Source organism: Streptomyces sp. NPDC002619, from assembly GCF_042889305.1.
GTDB lineage: Bacteria > Actinomycetota > Actinomycetes > Streptomycetales > Streptomycetaceae > Streptomyces.
This window is the reverse complement of record NZ_JBIAQV010000032.1, coordinates 71,418-89,668: the sequence shown is the minus strand read 5'-3', so window position 1 is coordinate 89,668 and position 18,251 is coordinate 71,418. Positions and strand designations below refer to the sequence as shown.

Genomic DNA, 18,251 nt, shown 5'->3' with positions numbered 1-18,251 from the left:
CATCTCCCCGGCCCATTCCCCCTGCATGCCCACAAGACTGGCCCCAACTCCACCGAGCCGGGGCCAGAACCCGAGATTTTCAGCAGTCTTCTAGGCGGCTAACTGGCCGCCTATTGGGCTATTGGAATAGTCGGCGCAAGGCAGCCGCGCGCTCTTTGCGGGAGAGCGGCCGCCTTGCGCCGTGGCCTGGGTCTGAACCCGCGGGCGGTGAGCCACTCGTCCAGCGCGACAGAGACGATGTCGCCGATGGGCAGGTGGTCGAGTTCTTTGTCCAGCGCGAAGCGCTTGATCCGCTTCTTCAGCTTCAGTGCGGCGGGGACCGACGAGCCGACTAGGGCGGTGCGGAGGGCGTTGCGCATGGGGAGCAGCCTCCTGGAGCGACGGACGGAGATCGAGCGCCGCTGCGAACATAGGCTGCCGGAGGGGCAGTTGGGGCCGGAACCGGTCAATCCGCGCTATGCGCTGCGCGTTACTGCGTTTCGGCCGCCGCGACCTGGGCGAGGGTGCGTCCCGTGCGCGCCGAGCGGGCCCGGCGTGGATCGGGGGTGCCGTGCCCGCTCGCCCGGGCCGGCCTCTTCCTCACCAGCAGCCAGGCGTCGTCGCCGTCCCGGCCGCGGAAGCGGGTCAGGGCGTAGTCGCCGCGCAGTTTGGTGCCGTGCAGCCGGAAGGTCGCGTGTCCGCGCTCCAGGGACTCGGCGAATCCGACCGGCCGCCCCGGCACCCGAGTACCCAGGGCGGCCGCCCACATGGTCAGCTCGCGGCCTGCCGCCCGATGCCGTCCAGCTCGGCGATCGCGTCGGCGGGCAGGACCAGGGATGCCGCGGCGATGTTCTCCCGCAGGTGGTCCGGGGAGGAGGTGCCCGGGATGACCAGGATGTTCGGCGAGCGCTGCAGCAGCCAGGCCAGCGCGACCTGTTGCGGGGCGGCGTCCAGACGGACGGCGACCTTGGTCAGCGTGTCGGACTGGAGCGGGGTGAACCCGCCGAGCGGGAAGTACGGCGTGAAGGCGATGTTGTCAGCCGCCGTGCGCTCGACCAGCGCGTCGTCCTGCCGGTTGGCCAGGTTGTACAGGTTCTGCACGGTGACCACGGGTGCGATGGCCTGCGCCTCGTCGAGCTGTCCGGCGGTGACCGTGCTGAGCCCGAGGTGCCGGATCAGGCCCTGCTTCCGCAGCTCGGCGAGGCCGCCGAACTTGTCGGCGATCGACTCCTCGTTCGGGGCGTCGACGTCGCCCAGACGCAGATTGACCACGTCCAGGGCCTCCACGCCGAGGTTGCGCAGGTTGTCGTAGACCTGTGCCTTCAGGTCTTCGGGGTGCCGGGACATGACCCAGCTGCCGTCGGCTCCGCGGCGGGCGCCGACCTTCGTCACGATGCGGACGTCGGCCGGGTACGGGTGCAGGGCCTCCCGGATGATCTCGTTGACGACCGTGGGGCCGTAGAAGTCGGCAGTGTCGATGTGGGTGATGCCCGCCTCCACCGCCGCGCGGACCACCGCGACGGCCCGCGCCCGGTCCCTGGGCGGACCGAAGACGTGCGGCCCGGCCAGCTGCATGGCGCCATAGCCCATGCGGGTGAGGGTCAGGCCGTCGGCCGGGGTGAAGGTTCCGCCGAGCGTTGCAGACATGTCGTACCTCTCGTGATGTGCGTTCCGCCGGGCCGCCGCTGCGACGGCCCGTCGTCCTTGTCCACAGTGCGCCCGACGCGCGTGCGGCGGCAGTGCCCCCGTGTTCCTGGTGGTGACAGGGACACCCACCCCGGACGGGGCGGCCGTACGGTGGGGACATGGACGGAACGAACGCGCTGGGGGAGTTCCTGCGCGCCCGCCGGGCCCTGGTCAGGCCGGCGGACGTGGGGCTGCCCGGCGGCGGTCTTCGCCGGGTGCCGGGGCTGCGCCGCGAGGAGGTCGCGATGCTCTCCGGCATCAGCTCGGACTACTACCTGCGCCTGGAGCAGGGCCGCGACCGCAATCCGTCCGTCCAGGTTCTCGGGGCCATCGCCCGCGTCCTGAGGCTGGACGAGGACGCCGCCGCCTACCTGGTCAGTCTGGCCCAGGACCGGCCGGTCGACCTGCGCCGGCCGGTCCGCACGCGGTCGCCGCGCCGCTCGGAGCAGGTGCCGGCGAGCCTGCTGCAGCTCATCGACGGCTGGCCGCGCAACCCCGCCTACGTGCAGAACCGGTACACCGACGTGCTGGCGGTCAACGCCCTGGCCCGGGCGCTCACGCCTAACTACGCGCCCGGCGTCAACCTGCTGCGGGCCGTCTTCCTCGACCCGGCCGAGCGGATGCTGCGCCGGGACTGGGAGGACCTGACCGAGGAGGGCGTGGCCGTCCTGCGCGCCTACGCCGGACCCGATGCGGACGACCCGCGGCTGCGCGAGCTCGTCGGTGACCTGTCGGTGCGCAGCGAACGCTTCCGCACCCTGTGGGCCCGGCACGAGGTGCGGCCCTGGCGCGGGCGGCTGAGCCTTCTTACTCACCCGCAGGTCGGCGACCTCGACCTGCACTCCAACAAGTTCTCCATGGACGGCACCGACGGGCTCATGGTCGTCGTGTTCCACGCCGAGCCCGGCAGCCGCAGCGCCGAGCTCCTCGACATCCTCGGCAGCCTCAGCGCACCCGGACACGACCGGGACACCTCGGGCCGGCGGATCGAGGAGCAGTAGCTCAGAACTCCTCGTGCGTCTTCGGGTCCCCGCCGAGGCGCCGGTGCGGCCGGTCCGAGATCGCCGCCAGCTGCCCGGGGTCCAGCTCGAAGCCGAAGACATCGAGGTTGGCGCTCTGCCGGGCGGGGTCGGCCGACTTCGGGATCGGTACGGCGCCCAGCTGGACGTGCCAGCGCAGCACCACCTGTGCGGGTGTCACCCCGAGTGCCTCGGCCGTGCTGACGATCGCCGGATCGTCGAGCAGGGCGACGTCGCGGCCGAGCGGGCTCCAGCTCTCCGTGACGATGCCCTTGGCCGCGTGGAAGGTGCGCAGTTCGTCCTGCGGGAACAGCGGGTGCAGCTCGATCTGGTTGACGGACGGCAGCACGCCGGTCTCCTTCTCCAGCCGCTCGATGTGCTCCGGTGTGAAGTTGGAGACGCCGATCGAGCGCACGAGACCGTCCTCGCGCAGCTTGATCATTGCCTTCCAGGAGTCGACGTACTTGTCGACGCGGGGCAGCGGCCAGTGGATCAGATACAGGTCCACGTACTCCAGGCCCAGCCGCTGCCGGGACTCCTCGAAGGAGGCGAGGGTCTCCTGGTAGCCGTGGTGCCGGCCCGGGAGCTTCGTGGTCACCACGATTTCCTCGCGGGGGACATCACTCGCCGCGATGCCCCGGCCGACGCCGGTCTCGTTGCGGTAGTTCGTCGCGGTGTCCACGAGGCGGTAGCCGAGCCCGAGAGCGCCGCGCACGGCCTGTTCGGCCTGTGCGTCGTCCATGGGCCAGGTGCCCAGGCCGACGTCCGGGAGCCGCGTGCCGTCGTTGAGCGTGTGCGCCGGAATGCTGGTCACGTTGGAGCCTTCCTTCGACTGTGTCGTATCCCCAGCCTGGGCGACGGAGCGAGGGGTGACCAACCCGAGCGCCCTCCGTACCCGGTGGGCGGGACGCCCCGTCGCCACGGCGCCGAATCGCTGACACGATCTGCTGGGGGCCGGCAGGGACGACCATCGGAGCGCGCATGACCACGGACAGGGGTACGGCGGACCGGGTGGAGCGGATCACGGGGATCGACGTGAGACCGGCTGCCGGGCACATCGGCGCCGAGATCACGGGAGTCGACCTGGCCGGTGACCTGGACGCCGCCGTGGTCGCCCTGATCCGGGAGGCGGTGCTGTGCTGGAAGGTGGTGTTCTTCCGTGGGCAGCGCCTCGACCACGCCGATCACGTGGCGTTCGCCCGCCGGTTCGGCGAGCCGGTCGTGCTCGGGCGGCGCGGGAGCGCCTCGCCGCCGGACTTCCCGGAGGTGGAGACGACCGCCGACCGGCTGGAGCTGGGCGGCCGGTTCGGCATGGAGCACGAGGAGTGGCTCGGGCGGCGCCGGCACACCCTGCTGCGCGGCTGGCACTGCGACCACGGCGCCCGCATCGACCCGCCTGCCGCGACGATCCTGCGTGCCGAGACCGTCCCGCCCTACGGCGGCGACACCACCTGGTCCAATCTGGCCGCCGCCTACGCCGGACTGTCCGCGCCCGTCCGCGCGTTCGTGGACGGGCTGCGTGCCGAGCACCGGCTGGGTGTGGGCTACCAGTCGCGGCCGGGCGACGACGCGTACCTCCGCCATCTGCTGGAACATCAGGTCGCCTCGGTGCACCCGCTGGTGCGCGTGCACCCGGAGACGGGGGAGCGGGTGCTCTTCGTCAACGGCTACTACGTCGAGCAGATCGCCGACGTCTCCCGCCCGGAGAGTGCGGCGCTCCTGGAGATGCTCCTCGAACAGGCCGTACGGCCCGAGTACACGGTCCGTTTCCGCTGGGAGCCCGGCAGCGTCGCCTTCTGGGACAACCGGGCCACCATCCACCTTGCTCCCAGCGACAACGCCCGGCTCGGTTTCCCGCGGATCATGCACCGGGTGATGCTCGCGGGTGACGTCCCGGTGGGCGTGGACGGCAGACCGTCCACGCCGGTCACCGGCACGCAGCCGGGCCGTTGGTGAGTCAGGCCTTCGATGCCCAGCCCAGCGCCGGGCCGAGCCGGGTCGCCATGTCGGTGAGCATCTGTACGTAGTCCTCGTGCGCGAAGGTGAACGGCAGCGCGAACGCCACCTCGTCGACCTCGCGGTACGCGGCGTGCGCATGCAGTTGTTCGGCGATCTGCTCTGAGGTGCCGACGATGTCCGGCGCGAACAGCAGCCGCGCCGGACCCTGCGGGGACGCGGTGCGGGGCAGTCGCTTGGCCGCATACGCCTCGTACTTGGCGCGCTGCTCGGGCGAGGCGGAGTCGGTGGGGATCACGACGAGGCCCTGGGAGACGCGGGCGGCTTCGCCGTCGGGGTGGGCGGCGCGGAAGGCCCGGATGGTGGCGAGCTGGATCTCGGCGAAGTCCCAGGACTCCGCCTCCTTTTCCGCCTTGACCACGCTGCTGGTCAGGAAGTTCATGCCGTGCTCGCCCGCCCAGGCCGCCGAACGCACACTGCCGCCGCCGTACCACAGCCGGCGGCCCAGACCGGCGGAATGCGGCTGTACGACGTCGGAGAACACCTCGAAGCCCTCGACGCCGCTGAAGTCGGTCGCCGGCTTGCCGCGCACGAGGTCGAGCAGCCGCCGCACCCGCTCGTAACCGAATTCCTCGATGTCGCCGGTGTCCGGGTACAGCGCGTCCTTGACCTGGTCGTAGTGCATCGGCGGGCCCACGCTGATGCCCGGGTTCAGCCGGCCGCCGGACAGGATGTCGACGGTCGCCAGGTCCTCGGCGAGGCGCAGCGGGTTCTCCCAGCCCAACGGGATGACCGCGGTGCCGAGTTCGATACGGCTGGTGCGCTGCGAGGCGGCCGCGAGGACGGCGACGGGGGACGAGATGCCGTACTGCAGATGCCGGTGGCGCACCCACGCGCTGTCGAAGCCCAGCCGCTCGCCCAGCTCAATGATCTCCAGCGTGGACTCGTGTCCAGGGCCCGGATCGGCCCCGTCGAACAGCCCGATGGTGAGGAAGCCCAGTTTGCGCAACGGGCGTGAGGTGGACGGCACGGGCTCCTCCAACAGTCGTACGTCAGTTCTGTCCTGATTGTCGCAGGCGAACATTGCTGGCGTGTGATCAGCTCAGCGGGATGGTGATCTCGTCCTCGACCGGTGGGTCGAGCTCCTGTGCCCTGTTGCCGGTCGCTGCGAAGCAGCGCAGACGGACCGCCTCCGGGGTGACGTCCAGGCGCAGGAAGGACTTGAAGAAGGGCGGGCTGTACGTCGCCGAACCCGGTGAGAACAGCCGCGTGTAGACCTTCCGCACGGGCAGCCGGAACCGGGACGTACGGTCCGGACGGCCACCGGCGCCCAGCAGGCTCGCGACCAGCCGGGTGCGCCAAGTGACCCGGGCGTCCGGTCCCGGCGCGCGCCCGGTCCTGATGCCGAGCCGCTCCGCGATCACCGCCGTCGCCTCCGCCTCGGTGAGGGCGAAGAACTGACGCAGGCGCAACCGGCGGCCGTACAGCCTGCTGTAGAAGGCGAGGGAGTCGCCGCGCAGCGGATAGCAGCGGAAGTCGTCCTCCGGGACACCGGCCACCGACACGCGGGGGATGGTGTGGGTGGCGTGCATGAAGGCTCCGCCGCCGCCCGAGACCACGTACTGGATGGTGCGGCCGTCCACGTCGACCGGATAGCGCTGGTAGTTGTGGATGTCGCCGCCTATCGCCGCCACGTAGTGGTGGGCTGGATCGCGGACGACGTCGTCGACCGTGCCGCCGCCCTCGACGGCGCAGGGGTGGTGCGCGCCGTCCACGTACAGCGGGGAGCCGCTGACGAGGATCTTAGGCCGGGGACCTTTGGACACCTCCCGCAGCCATGCGCCCTGTTCGGCGTCGATCGTGCCGAGCAGGCCGGTGTCGATGCCTATGATCCGCACCGGTCCGGCGTCGATCGCCCAGTACGGCCCCGGCTGGACGGCCTGTTGCTCCGGCGCCGACCGCAACGCCCGTGCGTCGGCGAGCCGCTGCTCGTCCGCCGCACGGGGCGCGTGCCACAGCACAGTCCGCCACCAACTCCGGCTCAGCGGGCGGGGTTTCGGCTCGGGGGCGAGGGGCGGGGTGTCCGCGCAGAAGACGCGCATGAACCCGCCGAGGTCCTCGTACCAGTCGTGGTTGCCGGGTATCGCGTAGATCGGCGCCCGGTAGTCCCGGTAGGGGCGGAAGAACTTGGTGCCGTAGTCGTCGGTGCTGCCGACCGGATAGATCACGTCGCTCGCGATGACCGCGAAGCTCGTGCCCTGACTCGCCTTCAGGAAGCCGGGCACGATGGCGTATTGGGAGTCGTCGCCCTCGCCGGGGTCGCCGACGACCATGAACGAGAAGCGGTCCGGGTCGTCGCGCCGGATCACCTTGTCGACGGGCGCGCCCGCTTCGGCCCGCCGCGCCACCCAACGGCTTCGGGTACGTCCCGTCGGATCACCGAACCAGGAAGCCACCACCCCGTTGCGGGCGGCCCACAGCGTCTTCGGGTTGAGCCAGGACAGCTTCTCGACGTGGTCCGGCATCAACTGCCGGTAGCCACCCGGCTCGGCGGCGCCCCAACCGGCGCCTGCTGCGGTATCGCGTGAGGAGTCAGCCACCGGGGAACCGTAGCAATGCGAACCGTTCGTCCGACGTGCGGCACCGGAGGAGCGGCAGGCGGGCCGACGGGTGACCCCGCGTCGCGCCGGGTCAAGGGGCGATGATCTTGACGCCACTCATCCAGCCGTGCCCCTCGGGCCGGGTCCGCAGGGCCATGTGCAGCATCTGGAAGCCCTCCAGAGGTCAGCGCGGATTGTCTCGAGGTCGGCGGCCGAACAGCGTGTATCCCTCGCACAGCGAACGCCCCAGGCGCCGACGAGGGTGCCTGGGGCGGGTGCTCCTGGGGCCGCGGGGTACCGGCGGTCCCGGCCGGGTGCACCTGGTTATGCGAACTGGCCGGGCTGGTAGTCGCCCGCAGGCTGCTGGACGATGACGTTCCCGCGGTTGAACGCGTTGATGAGAGCGATGACGCACACCAGGGCGGCGAGCTGCTCCTCGTCGTAGTGCTTGGCGGCGTTCGCCCAGGCCTCGTCGGTGACGCCGCCGGCCGCGTCGGCGATGCGGGTGCCCTGCTCCGTCAGCTCCAGGGCCGCCCGCTCGGCGTCGGTGAAGACCTTCGCCTCGCGCCAGGCCGCGACCAGGTTGAGGCGCGTCGGGGTCTCCCCGGCGTGCGCGGCGTCCTTGGTGTGCATGTCGGTGCAGAAGCCGCAGCCGTTGATCTGGCTGGCGCGGAGCTTCACCAACTCCTGCGTCGCGGCCGGCAGCGTCGATTCCTCGAGCACCCTGCTCGCCGCGACGATGTGCTTCCCGAACCTGGCCGCGACCGGGCTGGCGACGAGGTTCAACCGAGCTTCCATGGTGCACTCCTGTGTCGTTGCTGGTGGTTACACCTCTTGGACGGAACGGCTCAGGCAAGCCGTGACATGGGTGGATGTGACCTGCGTCTCTCCCGATCACGCCGCCCCGATACGCTTTAATCGAACAAGTGTGTGAAATCGCATGGCGAGGGAAAGCTGCCGTACGTGCCCTCGACCTCCCTCCCCGCCCAACTCGCCCGCACCGCGCGCTTCACCCGTGGCGTCCCCGGGTACTTCACCGTCACGCCCGACGGTGCCACCGTTCTGTTCCTGCGTGGCCGCACGGGCGACGACCCCGCTCCCTGCCTCTGGATGCTGGACCTCGACTCCGGGACGGAAAGGCTGCTGGCCGATCCGGTGCGGTTGCTCGGCCCGCGGCCCCGGCCGCGAGGGATCGAGGCGTACGCCACCGACCGCGCCGTCGGCCTCGTCGTCTTCGCCCTCGGCGGTGGCCTGTGGACCGTGGGGCTCGACGGCGGAGAAGCCTGGCGGCTGCCCGCTCGCCCCCCGGTGTCCGACCCACGCCCGGACCCCACCGGCAGCCACATCGCGTACGTGTGCCGAGGCGCCCTGCGGGTGATCGGGAAGGACGGGACCGGAGACCGTACGATCGCCGAACCGGACGCTGCCGATGTCGAGTTCGGGGTCGCCGCGCATACGGCCGCCACCGCACCGGACGGGCGGGCGCGCGGTCACTGGTGGTCCCCGGAGGGCACGGCCCTCCTGGTCGCCCGCACCGATGTCGCGCGCGTCCGGCGCTGGAACCTCACCGATCCCGCCGCACCGGGCACCCCGCCCCGCACCGTGCGCTATGCCACCGCCGGTACCCCCAACCCCGACGTGTCCCTCCAACTCGTCGCGCTCGACGGCACATTGACCCCGGTGCGCTGGGGCCGCGACGCGTTCGAGTACCTGGTCGGCGCCGACTGGGACGACCACGGCCCCCTGGCGGTCGTACAGTCCCGGGACCAGCGCACCGTCCAGCTCCTCGGCATCGACCCCGCCGACGGACACACCACGCCGTTGCACGAGCAATGGGACGCACGCTGGGTGCAGTTGATCCCGGGGCTGCCGGCCCGCACCGGCTCCGGCGCCCTGCTCGCCCACGCCGACCGGCACGGCACCCGGCACCTGACCGTGGACGGCGCGGCCGTCACGCCCCCCGGACTGCAGTTGCGGGCGGTGCTCGGCGTCGACGGGGACGACGTGCTGTTCACCGCTTCCGACGAGCCCACCGAGACGCACCTGTGGACCTGGCGCCGGGGGAGTGGCGTCCGGCGCCTGAGCTCGGGGCCGGGCGTGCATGAGGGTGTGTCGCGGGGCGGCACCCTCGTCCGGGTCACCCATGACGCGGAGGGGCCGGGTGGCCGGGCCGTCGTGCTGCGCGAGGGGCGGCCGGGCGCCGTGCCCCTCGTCCCGCTCGCCGAGCGACCCGTCCTCGACCTCCACGCGACCCCGCTCGTCCTCGGCCCAAACCGGCTGCCCGCCATGCTGTATCTGCCCTCCTGGCACCGCCCGGGCGACCAGCCGCTGCCGGTGCTGCTCGACCCGTACGGCGGTGCGGCCCGCCAGCGCGTCAGCGCCGCCCTCGACTGGCGGTCGCTCGTGGCGCAGTGGTTCGCCGAGCAGGGGTTCGCGGTGCTGGTCGCCGATGGCCGGGGCACACCGGGACGCGGCCCGGACTGGGAACGCGAGGTCCACGGCGACCTGTTCGGACCCGTGCTCGACGACCAGGTGACCGCGCTGCACGAGGCCGCCCGCCGGCATCCCGCCCTCGACCTCGGCCGGGTCGGCATCCGCGGCTGGTCGTTCAGTGGCGCGCTCGCGGCCCTGGCCGTACTGCGCCGGCCGGACGTCTTCCACGCCGCTGTGGCCGGAGCGGGCGTCACCGACCAGCGGCTGTACGACGCCCACTGGCGGGAGCGGTTCCTCGGGCATCCCGACGCGTTCCCCGAGCGGTACGACGCCTGCGACCTGCTCCGCGAAGCGCCACGGCTGAGCCGCCCCCTGCTCCTGATCCACGGCCTCGCCGACACCAAGGTGCTGCCCCTCCACACCCTGCGCCTGTCGGACGCCCTGCTGGCGGCGGGCCGTCCGCACGAGGTGCTGCTCCTGCCCGGCGCCGGACACCAGCCGCTCGGCACCGCGGTCACCGAGAACCTGCTGCGGCATCAAGTGCGGTTCCTGCGGCGGAGTTTGGGAATGGCGACCGAGGGCTCGGGGGTCCCGTCATAGGGAAAACCCTTGAGTGTTACAGAGGGTAGTGACATGGATGGGTCAAGGCTGTCATTCTCCCCCCGACGCCAAGGCGAGCCGGCCCCACGGTCCGCCCATGGAACTCGGTCCCGCACAGCTCAGCTCTGGCCGGACAGCACACCCGTCTGTCCGGTCTGTCACCGGCCGCGACCCGGCGGCCGCAGCAGGAGGAGTACGAGTGAGACGCCTTCCCCACAGACGTGCCACGGTCGGAGCCGCCCTGGTCTCCGCCGCAGCCTTCCTCGCCGTCGGCATCCAGTCCGTCCCGGCGACCGCTACACCGGCCGCCGCTCCCCACCCGAGCCCCCTGCGGACCGGCGGACTGGAGGCCAAGCTCAGTCCCGCTCAGCACAGCGCGCTGATCAAGAGCGCGAAGGAACAGTCGACGGCCACCGCCAAGACACTCGGCCTCGGCGCCCAGGAGAAGCTGGTCGTCAAGGACGTCGTCAAGGACAACGACGGCACTGTGCACACCCGTTACGAGCGCACCTACGACGGCCTGCCCGTCCTCGGCGGCGACCTCGTGGTGCACACGCCGCCGGCCTCCGTGGCCGCGGGCACGGTGAGCAGCACCTTCAACAACAAGCGCGCCGTCAAGGTCGCCACCACCACCGCGGCCTACACCAAGTCCGCCGCCGAGACCAAGGCCCTCAAGGCGGCCAAGGCCCTCGACGCCGCGAAGCCCACCACCGACAGCGCCCGCAAGGTGATCTGGGCCGGAAACGGCACCCCTAAGCTTGCCTGGGAGACCGTGATCGGCGGCTTCCAGGACGACGGCACGCCCAGCCAGCTGCACGTCATCACCGACGCCACCACCGGCGCCGAGCTCTACCGCTTCCAGGCGATCAAGACCGGCATCGGCAACACGCAGTACAGCGGCCAGGTGACGCTGACCACGACGCAGTCGGGCTCCAACTACACGCTGACCGACGGCGCGCGCGGCGGCCACAAGACGTACAACCTGAACCGCGGCACCTCCGGCACCGGCACGCTGTTCTCGCAGACCAGCGACACCTGGGGCAACGGCGCCACGTCGAACTCCGCGACGGCCGGCGCCGACGCGCACTACGGTGCGGCGGTCACCTGGGACTTCTACAAGAACACCTTCGGCCGCAGCGGCATCAAGAACGACGGTGTGGCCGCTTACTCCCGGGTGCACTACGGCAACGCGTACGTCAACGCGTTCTGGGACGATGGCTGCTTCTGCATGACGTACGGCGACGGCACCGCCAACGCGGACCCGCTGACCTCGCTGGACGTCGCCGGGCACGAGATGAGCCACGGCGTCACCGCCGCCACCGCGAACCTCACCTACTCGGGTGAGTCCGGCGGGCTGAACGAGGCGACCTCCGACATCTTCGGCACCGGCGTCGAGTTCTACGCCAACAACAGCACCGACGTCGGCGACTACCTCATCGGCGAGAAGATCGACATCAACGGCAACGGCACCCCGCTGCGCTACATGGACAAGCCGAGCAAGGACGGCGGCTCGGCCGACTACTGGTACTCCGGTGTCGGCAACCTGGACGTGCACTACTCGTCGGGCCCCGCGAACCACATGTTCTACCTGCTGTCCGAGGGCAGTGGCAGCAAGGTCATCAACGGCGTCACGTACAACAGCCCGACCACCGACGGCGTGGCCGTCGCCGGGATCGGCAGGGCCGCGGCCCTGCAGATCTGGTACAAGGCGCTGTCGACGTACATGACGTCGAGCACCAACTACGCGGGTGCCCGCACCGCCGCGCTGAACGCCGCCTCCGCGCTCTACGGCTCCTCCTCCACGGAGTACGCGGGCGTGCAGAACGCCTTCGCGGCCATCGGCGTCGGCAGCCACGCCCCCGTCCAGGGCGTCACGGTCACCAACCCCGGCAACCAGTCGAGCGTGACCGGCACCGCCGTCAGCCTGCAGATCCAGGCCAGCAGCACCAACGGCGGTGCGCTGACCTACAGCGCGAGCGGTCTGCCGACGGGTCTGTCGATCAACAGCTCCAGCGGTCTGATCTCCGGCACCCCGAGCGCAGCGGGCACCTTCAACACCACGGTCACGGTGACCGACAGCACCGGCAAGACCGGCACCGCCTCCTTCACCTGGACCGTCGGCGCCCCCGGTAGCTGCGCCACGTCTCAGCTGCTCGGCAACCCGGGCTTCGAGTCGGGCAACACCACCTGGACCGCGACCAGCGGCGTGATCACCAACTCCAGCAGCCAGGCGGCGCACGGCGGTTCGTACAAGGCGTGGCTGGACGGCTACGGCTCCTCCCACACCGACACGCTGTCCCAGTCGGTGACGATCCCGGCCGGCTGCAAGGCGACCTTCACCTTCTGGCTGCACATCGACAGCGCGGAGACCACCACCAGCACGCAGTACGACAAGCTGACGGTGACCGCCGGTTCGACGACCCTGGCCACGTACTCGAACCTCAACAAGGCCTCGGGTTACACCCAGAAGAGCTTCAGTCTGAACTCCTTCGCGGGTTCGACGGTCACCCTGAAGTTCAACGGTGTGGAGGACTCCTCCCTCCAGACCAGCTTCGTCGTCGACGACACCGCCGTCACGACCAGCAGTTGACACGCCGCAGCTGAGCGTCCCGCACGCGGAGGAGGCCTCCGCGTGCGGGACGCACGCGTGTGTCGGCTGAGCGGATCCAGCGTGAGGTACGCCTCCTGTGGGCCGCCGTCGTGGACGAGCGACTCCTCTCGGCGGGGCGCGTGCATGTCAACGATCTGGACGAAGTTCGTGGGGTGCCCGCCCGGCGACGGGCACCCCACGGGAGGCTCAGAAGGTACGCGCGAGGAGGTCGAGCAGGGCCGCCCAGTGCCGCTCGTCGGCCTCCCGGTCGTACTGCGGGGTGTCCACCTGGGTGTAACCGTGGTGGGCACCCGGATAGACCTCGGTGCGGTGCCGTACGCCCGCCGCCGTGAGCGTGTCCTCGAGCCGCTTGATCTGCTCCTCGGGCATGGACGCGTCCTGGTCGGCGTGGCCGAAGTACACCTCGCCGGTGATGTTGTGGGCGACCAGGTGCGGGCTGTCGGGGGAGTCGGTGGCGAGCTGGCCGCCGTGGAATCCCGCCGCGGCCGCGACCCGGTCCGGGTAGCTGCCCGCGGTCAGCAGGACCAGCCGCGCGCCCATGCAGTAGCCGGTCAGCGCCACCGGACCGTCGGCGACGAGGGGGCTGTCGGCCAGCCAGCGCAGATAGGCGCCCGCGTCGCGCACGGCGAGCTCGGGCGTCAGGGACTGCATGATCGGGCCGATCCGCTCCCAGATGGTCGGGTCGGCCGCGGGGTCGATGAACTCGGGCAGGTCGATGACCGGGTTGCGGCCGTTGCGGTAGAACACGTTCGGCAGCAGGACCGTGTATCCGGCCGCGGCGATCCGGTCGGCCATCGCCTGCAGATGCGGCCGCAGTCCGTAGGCGTCCTGGTAGAACAGGACGGCCGGGCGGGGACGCTCGTCGGCGGGGTGGACCAGATAAGCGTCGGCGATGCCGTCCTCGGTCGGGATGTCGACGGCTGTGCCCTGTACGGCTGTCATGGCGGGTGCCTCCCTGCGGAATCCGCGCCGGGCGGCGGGTGTGCGCTCGGCGCTGCGTGCAGGGGCCATGCTTTCACGCAAGATCCGCCGGCGCACACCCGGCCTCAGCGCGGCCCGGCCGTCATTCGAAGCGCGTGGTGTCGCCTGCACCCCGCCGTACGATCTCCGCCTCGCCGCTGGAGAAGTCGATGACCGTGGTCGGTTCGGTGCCGCAGTCCCCGGAGTCGACCACCGCGTCCACCGCGTGGTCGAGCCGGTCCTTGATCTCCCAGCCCTGGGTCAGCGGCTCCTCCTCGTCGGGCAGCAGGAGCGTGCTGGACAGCAGCGGTTCGCCGAGCTCGGCCAGCAGGGCCTGGGTGACCACGTGGTCGGGGATGCGCACGCCGACGGTCTTCTTCTTGGGGTGCAGCAGCTTGCGCGGCACCTCCCGGGTGGCCGGAAGGATGAAGGTGTAGCTGCCGGGGGTCGACGCCTTCACGGCCCGGAACACGTCGTTGTCCACGCGCACGAACTGGCCGAGCTGCGCGAAGTCACGGCACATCAGCGTGAAGTGGTGCCGGTCGTCGAGGTGCCGGATCGAGCGGATCCGCTCCATGCCGTCCCGGCTGCCGAGCTGGCATCCGAGCGCGTAGCAGGAGTCGGTGGGGTATGCGATGAGCGCCCCCGAGCGCACGTCGTCGGCGATCTGCGCGATGCTGCGGGACTGCGGGTTCTCGGGGTGCACGTCGAAGTACTTCGCCATTCGCCGAGCTTATGCCGTCGACGGGCGGGATACGACGCGGCGGAGCCCTCGCGCAGGACTGAACAACCGAGTCGAAATTCCCAGGCGTAAACCGCGTCTTTCGGGGAACCAGCTGATTGAGCCGCGGTCGGGGCCTCTCCCCCCCGCCCCGAGCCGCGCTTCCGCCGGCGGTCCAACCCCCCCTCGGACCGCCGGCGGAGCTCTCTCTCGACGCCCCCTGCTCAGCCACGCAGCAGGACCGGGATCTCTTGCCGGCCGAAGGCGGTGAACGACGGCACCTGCCGCAGCTCGCCGCTCCCGACGGCCGGCCGCAGGTCCGGGAAGCGCTCGAACAGCGCGGGCAGCTCGGTCAGTGCCTCCACCCGGGCGAGCAGGCCGCCTGGATCTCCCGCGTGGCGCCGCGGAGTCCGGCCTGCGCGGCGGCGTTGGTCCGGGTGCGCTGCGCGGTCAGCTCGGCGTGCAGGGCGGCGTGTTGGCCCTGCACTCGCAGCACCTTACACAGCGTAATCGATCGATCTCGCACGGTTGGTAGGGAGATCACTCCGAAACCGCCCGGAGTCTGTTCGCTTCTGCGCGGACTGCCTGAATCATCGTACGAAGAACGCGAGTTGACGGCGCGGTGGACCCGAGCGCGTGGACACCGCCGGGTTGTAGGGCCGGGTGGCGGTGCGCGCCCCCGCTTTCGAGTGACCCCGGCAGCCCGGCGCAGAGGGGGCGCGCCCCGTGTGCCCCACGATCGGGTCCGGCCGGGGTCACGTACCCGCGCCCACGTCCGCCGGGAGTTACGCCGTGCACATCCTGCTCGTGGCCAGCGCCTTCAACAGCCTCACCCAACGCGTCCACGCCGAACTGCGTGACCGTGGACACACCGTCGCGGTGGAACTCGCCCTGCCCGGCCGCTCCCTCACCAAGGCGGTGCGGCGGCACGATCCCCGGCTGGTCGTCGCCCCGATGCTGAAGACGGCGATCCCGCGCGAGGTGTGGACCCGGTGGCCCTGCTTCGTCGTGCATCCGGGCCCCCTCGGCGACCGCGGACCGTCCTCGCTCGACTGGGCGGTCCAGGCGGGCGCCGAAGACTGGGGAGTGACCGTGTTCCAGGCCGACGAGGAGCTGGATGCCGGAGACGTGTGGGCGTCGGTGCGCTGCCCGGTTCCGCCGGTGTCCAAGAGCGACCTGTACCGCGGCGAGATCGCCGACGCCGCCATGGCCGCCGTCCTTCGTGCAGTGGAACGTTTCGCCTCAGGCACCTTCACCCCGGTCCCGCAGCGGGCGGCCCGCACCCGCCCGTACCTCGACCAGAGCGTCCGGCGCATCGACTGGGCGGCCGACACCACGGAGACCGTCGTACGAAAGCTGCGGGCCGCGGACTCCCGGCCCGGCGTGCGTGACGTGCTGCGCGGCGAGGAGTGGTACCTGCACGGCGGCCACCCCGAGCGCGCCCTCCACGGCGCCCCCGGCGCGCTGCTGGCCACCCGGTGCGGCGCGATCTGCCGGGCCACGAGGGACGGCGCCGTGTGGATCCCGGAGCTCAGGCGCCCGCGCCTCCCCGGAGAGCCGCCCACGTTCAAAATGCCCGCGGTGACGGCCCTGGGCGACCGGCTGCCGCCCGTGCCGGAACTGGCCTCCTCGCCGACCCGTGCCGCGAGAACCTGGGCGGACATCCGCTACACGGAGGAGGCGGACGTCGGCTTCCTGTCCTTCTCCTTCCCCGGCGGCGCCATGAGCACCACCCAGTGCACGCGCCTGCTCCACGCCTACCGTGAGGCCTGCGCCCGCCCCACCGGCGTACTGGTCCTCGGCACACAGCGCGACTTCTTCTCCAACGGCATCCACCTCGGCGTCATCGAGTCCGCACCGGACCCCGCCGCCGAGTCCTGGGCGAACATCAACGCCCTCGACGACCTGGTCGAGGCGGTCCTGACGACCACGGACCGGCTCGTCGTCTCCGCGATCGGCGGCAACGCGGCGGCCGGCGGCGTGATGCTCGCTCTCGCCGCCGACGAGGTGTGGTGCCGCGCCGGGGCCGTACTGAACCCGCACTACGGGCTGCTGGGCCTGTACGGCTCCGAGTTCTGGACGTACACGCTGCCCCGCCGGGTGGGCGCGGTGACGGCCGAGCGGCTCATGCGGGAGTGCCTCCCGGTGAGTGCCGCCGGCGCGCTGCACATCGGCCTCGTGGACCGCGTGCTCGACTGCGGCGCCGGGGACTTCGCCGGGGAGGTGGGCTCCCTCGCGGCCCGGCTGGCCGCGCTGCCCGCGATCAGCTCCCGGATCATGGACAAGAAGACGGAGCTGGACCGGCAGGAGGCCGTCGAGCCCCTCTCCGCGTTCCGGCAGCGCGAACTGGCCCCGATGCGCGCCACCTTCGACGACCCGAACGCCCCCTACCACGCACTGCGCCGCGCGTTCGTCACGAAACAGCCACCCACGGACACGCCCCCGTACCTCGCCCACCCTCGGTCCGGACCGCGTGTCACTGGAACGGACCCCGCAGACTTCTCGTCACGGCAGCACCCCTGATACCAAGAAATGGCACATCCGGAATACCTGCTTTCGTCCCTTACCTCTCCGAGGAGGCGGTCCTATGACACCGTCGACGCCCAGCAGTGCCGCGACCAAGGACGCCGGCGCGCCCGCCGGCGAGACGCCCACGATCCACATCCTCTGGATCAACGCCGGGCTGAGCTGTGACGGCGACTCGGTCGCGCTGACGGCCGCGATGCAACCGAGCATCGAACAGATCGCGATGGGCGTGCTCCCGGGGCTGCCCAAGATCGCCGTCCACTGGCCGCTGATCGACTTCGAGTGCGGTCCGGTCGGCGGCGCGGACACGTTCATCGAGTGGTTCTTCAAGGGCGAACGCGGCGAGATCGATCCCTTCGTGCTGGTCGTCGAGGGGTCCATCCCGAACGAGGCCATCAAGCCCGAGGGCTACTGGTGCGGCTTCGGCGACAACCCCGAGACCGGGCAGCCGATCACCACCAGCGAGTGGATCGACCGGCTCGCGCCCAAGGCCCTCGCCGTCGTCGCGATCGGCACCTGCGCGACGTACGGCGGCATCCACGCCATGGCGGGCAACCCGACCGGCGCGATGGGTGTGCCCGACTACCTGGGCTGGGACTGGAAGTCCAAGGCGGGCATCCCGATCGTGTGTGTACCCGGCTGCCCGATCCAGCCGGACAACTTCGCCGAGACGCTCACCTACCTCCTCTACCAGGCGGCCGGCTCCGCCCCGATGATCCCGCTGGACGACAAGCTCCGCCCGGCCTGGCTGTTCGGCGCCACCGTGCACGAGGGCTGCGACCGCGCCGGCTACTACGAGCAGGGCGACTTCGCGGAGTCGTACGACTCGCCCAAGTGCCTGGTGAAGATCGGCTGTTGGGGGCCGGTCGTCAAGTGCAACGTGCCCAAGCGGGGCTGGATGAACGGCATCGGTGGCTGTCCCAACGTCGGCGGCATCTGCATCGCCTGCACCATGCCGGGCTTCCCGGACAAGTTCATGCCGTTCATGGACGAGCCGCCCGGCGCGACGCTGTCGACGAAGGCCAGCGGCGCCTACGGGGCCGTGATCCGCAGGCTGCGCGCCGTCACCCAGCACACCGTGGACAAGGAACCCAAGTGGCGCCACACCGGGGCCAAGCTGACCACCGGATACCGGCCGCCCTGGTGACCCGACCCGCACT

The 18,251-nt window shown here is 71.2% G+C and carries 16 protein-coding genes and 1 pseudogene; 6 read left to right on the top strand and 11 right to left on the bottom strand.

Features of this window, described 5'->3' with window-relative positions; translation table 11 throughout:
* Positions 1–110: 110 nt before the first annotated feature.
* From ACFYXB_RS34250 to ACFYXB_RS34240, 3 genes and pseudogenes are all read right to left on the bottom strand, one after another.
* Complete coding sequence (locus tag ACFYXB_RS34250; protein WP_389588961.1) at positions 111–359, bottom strand: hypothetical protein; 249 nt, start codon at positions 357–359, stop codon at positions 111–113.
* 110 nt (positions 360–469) lie between these two features.
* Positions 470–715, bottom strand: a pseudogene (locus ACFYXB_RS34245) (3'-phosphoesterase); the annotation flags it as partial.
* 35 nt (positions 716–750) lie between these two features.
* The gene (locus ACFYXB_RS34240; RefSeq protein WP_389588960.1) at positions 751–1,626 is read right to left on the bottom strand and encodes an oxidoreductase; all 876 of its coding nucleotides are present in this window, start codon (positions 1,624–1,626) and stop codon (positions 751–753) included.
* Positions 1,627–1,784: 158 nt separating this feature from the next.
* Here ACFYXB_RS34240 and ACFYXB_RS34235 point away from each other — a divergent pair, with 158 nt between their 5' ends.
* Positions 1,785–2,666, top strand: coding sequence for a helix-turn-helix domain-containing protein (locus ACFYXB_RS34235; protein ID WP_389588959.1), 882 nt, complete (start codon positions 1,785–1,787; stop codon positions 2,664–2,666).
* Position 2,667: 1 nt separating this feature from the next.
* On the opposite strand, the gene ACFYXB_RS34230 is transcribed toward ACFYXB_RS34235, so the two are convergent.
* Positions 2,668–3,498 (bottom strand): aldo/keto reductase, encoded by an 831-nt coding sequence (locus ACFYXB_RS34230; protein WP_389588958.1) that lies wholly within the window; start codon positions 3,496–3,498, stop codon positions 2,668–2,670.
* Positions 3,499–3,665: 167 nt separating this feature from the next.
* Between ACFYXB_RS34230 and ACFYXB_RS34225 the strand changes: the two genes are divergently transcribed.
* Positions 3,666–4,640: a TauD/TfdA dioxygenase family protein gene (locus ACFYXB_RS34225; protein WP_389588957.1), complete on the top strand. Its 975-nt coding sequence runs from the start codon at positions 3,666–3,668 to the stop codon at positions 4,638–4,640.
* A gap of 1 nt (position 4,641) precedes the next feature.
* Here the strand turns inward: ACFYXB_RS34225 and ACFYXB_RS34220 are convergent, their stop codons facing one another.
* From ACFYXB_RS34220 to ACFYXB_RS34210, 3 genes are all read right to left on the bottom strand, one after another.
* Positions 4,642–5,670, bottom strand: a complete 1,029-nt coding sequence (locus ACFYXB_RS34220) for an LLM class flavin-dependent oxidoreductase (RefSeq protein ID WP_389588956.1) — start codon at positions 5,668–5,670, stop codon at positions 4,642–4,644.
* Positions 5,671–5,737: 67 nt separating this feature from the next.
* The gene (locus tag ACFYXB_RS34215) at positions 5,738–7,240 is read right to left on the bottom strand and encodes a metallophosphoesterase family protein (protein WP_389588955.1); all 1,503 of its coding nucleotides are present in this window, start codon (positions 7,238–7,240) and stop codon (positions 5,738–5,740) included.
* Positions 7,241–7,564: 324 nt separating this feature from the next.
* Positions 7,565–8,038, bottom strand: a complete 474-nt coding sequence (locus ACFYXB_RS34210) for a carboxymuconolactone decarboxylase family protein (RefSeq protein WP_389588954.1) — start codon at positions 8,036–8,038, stop codon at positions 7,565–7,567.
* A 165-nt stretch (positions 8,039–8,203) separates the two neighbouring features.
* Here ACFYXB_RS34210 and ACFYXB_RS34205 point away from each other — a divergent pair, with 165 nt between their 5' ends.
* Together ACFYXB_RS34205 and ACFYXB_RS34200 are read left to right on the top strand one after the other, a co-directional pair.
* A complete protein-coding gene (locus tag ACFYXB_RS34205; protein WP_389588953.1) occupies positions 8,204–10,273 on the top strand; it encodes a prolyl oligopeptidase family serine peptidase in 2,070 nt (689 codons plus the stop codon).
* 199 nt (positions 10,274–10,472) lie between these two features.
* Positions 10,473–12,863 carry a M4 family metallopeptidase gene (locus ACFYXB_RS34200; RefSeq protein WP_389588952.1) on the top strand — a complete coding sequence of 797 codons (2,391 nt, stop codon included), beginning with the start codon at positions 10,473–10,475 and terminating at the stop codon, positions 12,861–12,863.
* Between the two features lie 207 nt (positions 12,864–13,070).
* On the opposite strand, the gene ACFYXB_RS34195 is transcribed toward ACFYXB_RS34200, so the two are convergent.
* The 4 genes from ACFYXB_RS34195 to ACFYXB_RS34180 form a co-directional block, all read right to left on the bottom strand.
* Positions 13,071–13,826: a dienelactone hydrolase family protein gene (locus ACFYXB_RS34195; RefSeq protein WP_389588951.1), complete on the bottom strand. Its 756-nt coding sequence runs from the start codon at positions 13,824–13,826 to the stop codon at positions 13,071–13,073.
* A gap of 121 nt (positions 13,827–13,947) precedes the next feature.
* Positions 13,948–14,568 (bottom strand): L-threonylcarbamoyladenylate synthase, encoded by a 621-nt coding sequence (locus ACFYXB_RS34190; RefSeq protein WP_389588950.1) that lies wholly within the window; start codon positions 14,566–14,568, stop codon positions 13,948–13,950.
* Between the two features lie 221 nt (positions 14,569–14,789).
* On the bottom strand, positions 14,790–14,930 hold the full coding sequence (locus ACFYXB_RS34185; RefSeq protein WP_388504455.1) for a hypothetical protein: 141 nt from the start codon (positions 14,928–14,930) through the stop codon (positions 14,790–14,792).
* Positions 14,918–15,061, bottom strand: coding sequence for a hypothetical protein (locus ACFYXB_RS34180; RefSeq protein ID WP_389588949.1), 144 nt, complete (start codon positions 15,059–15,061; stop codon positions 14,918–14,920). The genes ACFYXB_RS34185 and ACFYXB_RS34180 overlap by 13 nt, the downstream gene beginning before the upstream one ends.
* Before the next feature lie 296 nt (positions 15,062–15,357).
* On the opposite strand from ACFYXB_RS34180, the gene ACFYXB_RS34175 reads away from it, so the two are divergent.
* A complete protein-coding gene (locus tag ACFYXB_RS34175) occupies positions 15,358–17,088 on the top strand; it encodes an enoyl-CoA hydratase-related protein (RefSeq protein WP_389588948.1) in 1,731 nt (576 codons plus the stop codon).
* Between the two features lie 64 nt (positions 17,089–17,152).
* Entirely contained in the window at positions 17,153–18,238 is a 1,086-nt protein-coding gene (locus ACFYXB_RS34170) for a hydrogenase expression protein HypE (RefSeq protein ID WP_389588947.1), read from the top strand.
* The last annotated feature ends 13 nt before the right edge of the window (positions 18,239–18,251 follow it).

Excerpts from the sequence above, each read along its gene's own strand:
- ACFYXB_RS34250 (WP_389588961.1), bottom strand. The coding sequence starts at position 359 with ATGCGCAACGCCCTCCGCACCGCCCTAGTCGGCTCGTCGGTCCCCGCC.
- ACFYXB_RS34240 (WP_389588960.1), bottom strand. The coding sequence starts at position 1,626 with ATGTCTGCAACGCTCGGCGGAACCTTCACCCCGGCCGACGGCCTGACC.
- ACFYXB_RS34235 (WP_389588959.1), top strand. The coding sequence starts at position 1,785 with ATGGACGGAACGAACGCGCTGGGGGAGTTCCTGCGCGCCCGCCGGGCC.
- ACFYXB_RS34225 (WP_389588957.1), top strand. The coding sequence starts at position 3,666 with ATGACCACGGACAGGGGTACGGCGGACCGGGTGGAGCGGATCACGGGG.
- ACFYXB_RS34210 (WP_389588954.1), bottom strand. The coding sequence starts at position 8,038 with ATGGAAGCTCGGTTGAACCTCGTCGCCAGCCCGGTCGCGGCCAGGTTC.
- ACFYXB_RS34195 (WP_389588951.1), bottom strand. The coding sequence starts at position 13,826 with ATGACAGCCGTACAGGGCACAGCCGTCGACATCCCGACCGAGGACGGC.
- ACFYXB_RS34190 (WP_389588950.1), bottom strand. The coding sequence starts at position 14,568 with ATGGCGAAGTACTTCGACGTGCACCCCGAGAACCCGCAGTCCCGCAGC.
- ACFYXB_RS34170 (WP_389588947.1), top strand. The coding sequence starts at position 17,153 with ATGACACCGTCGACGCCCAGCAGTGCCGCGACCAAGGACGCCGGCGCG.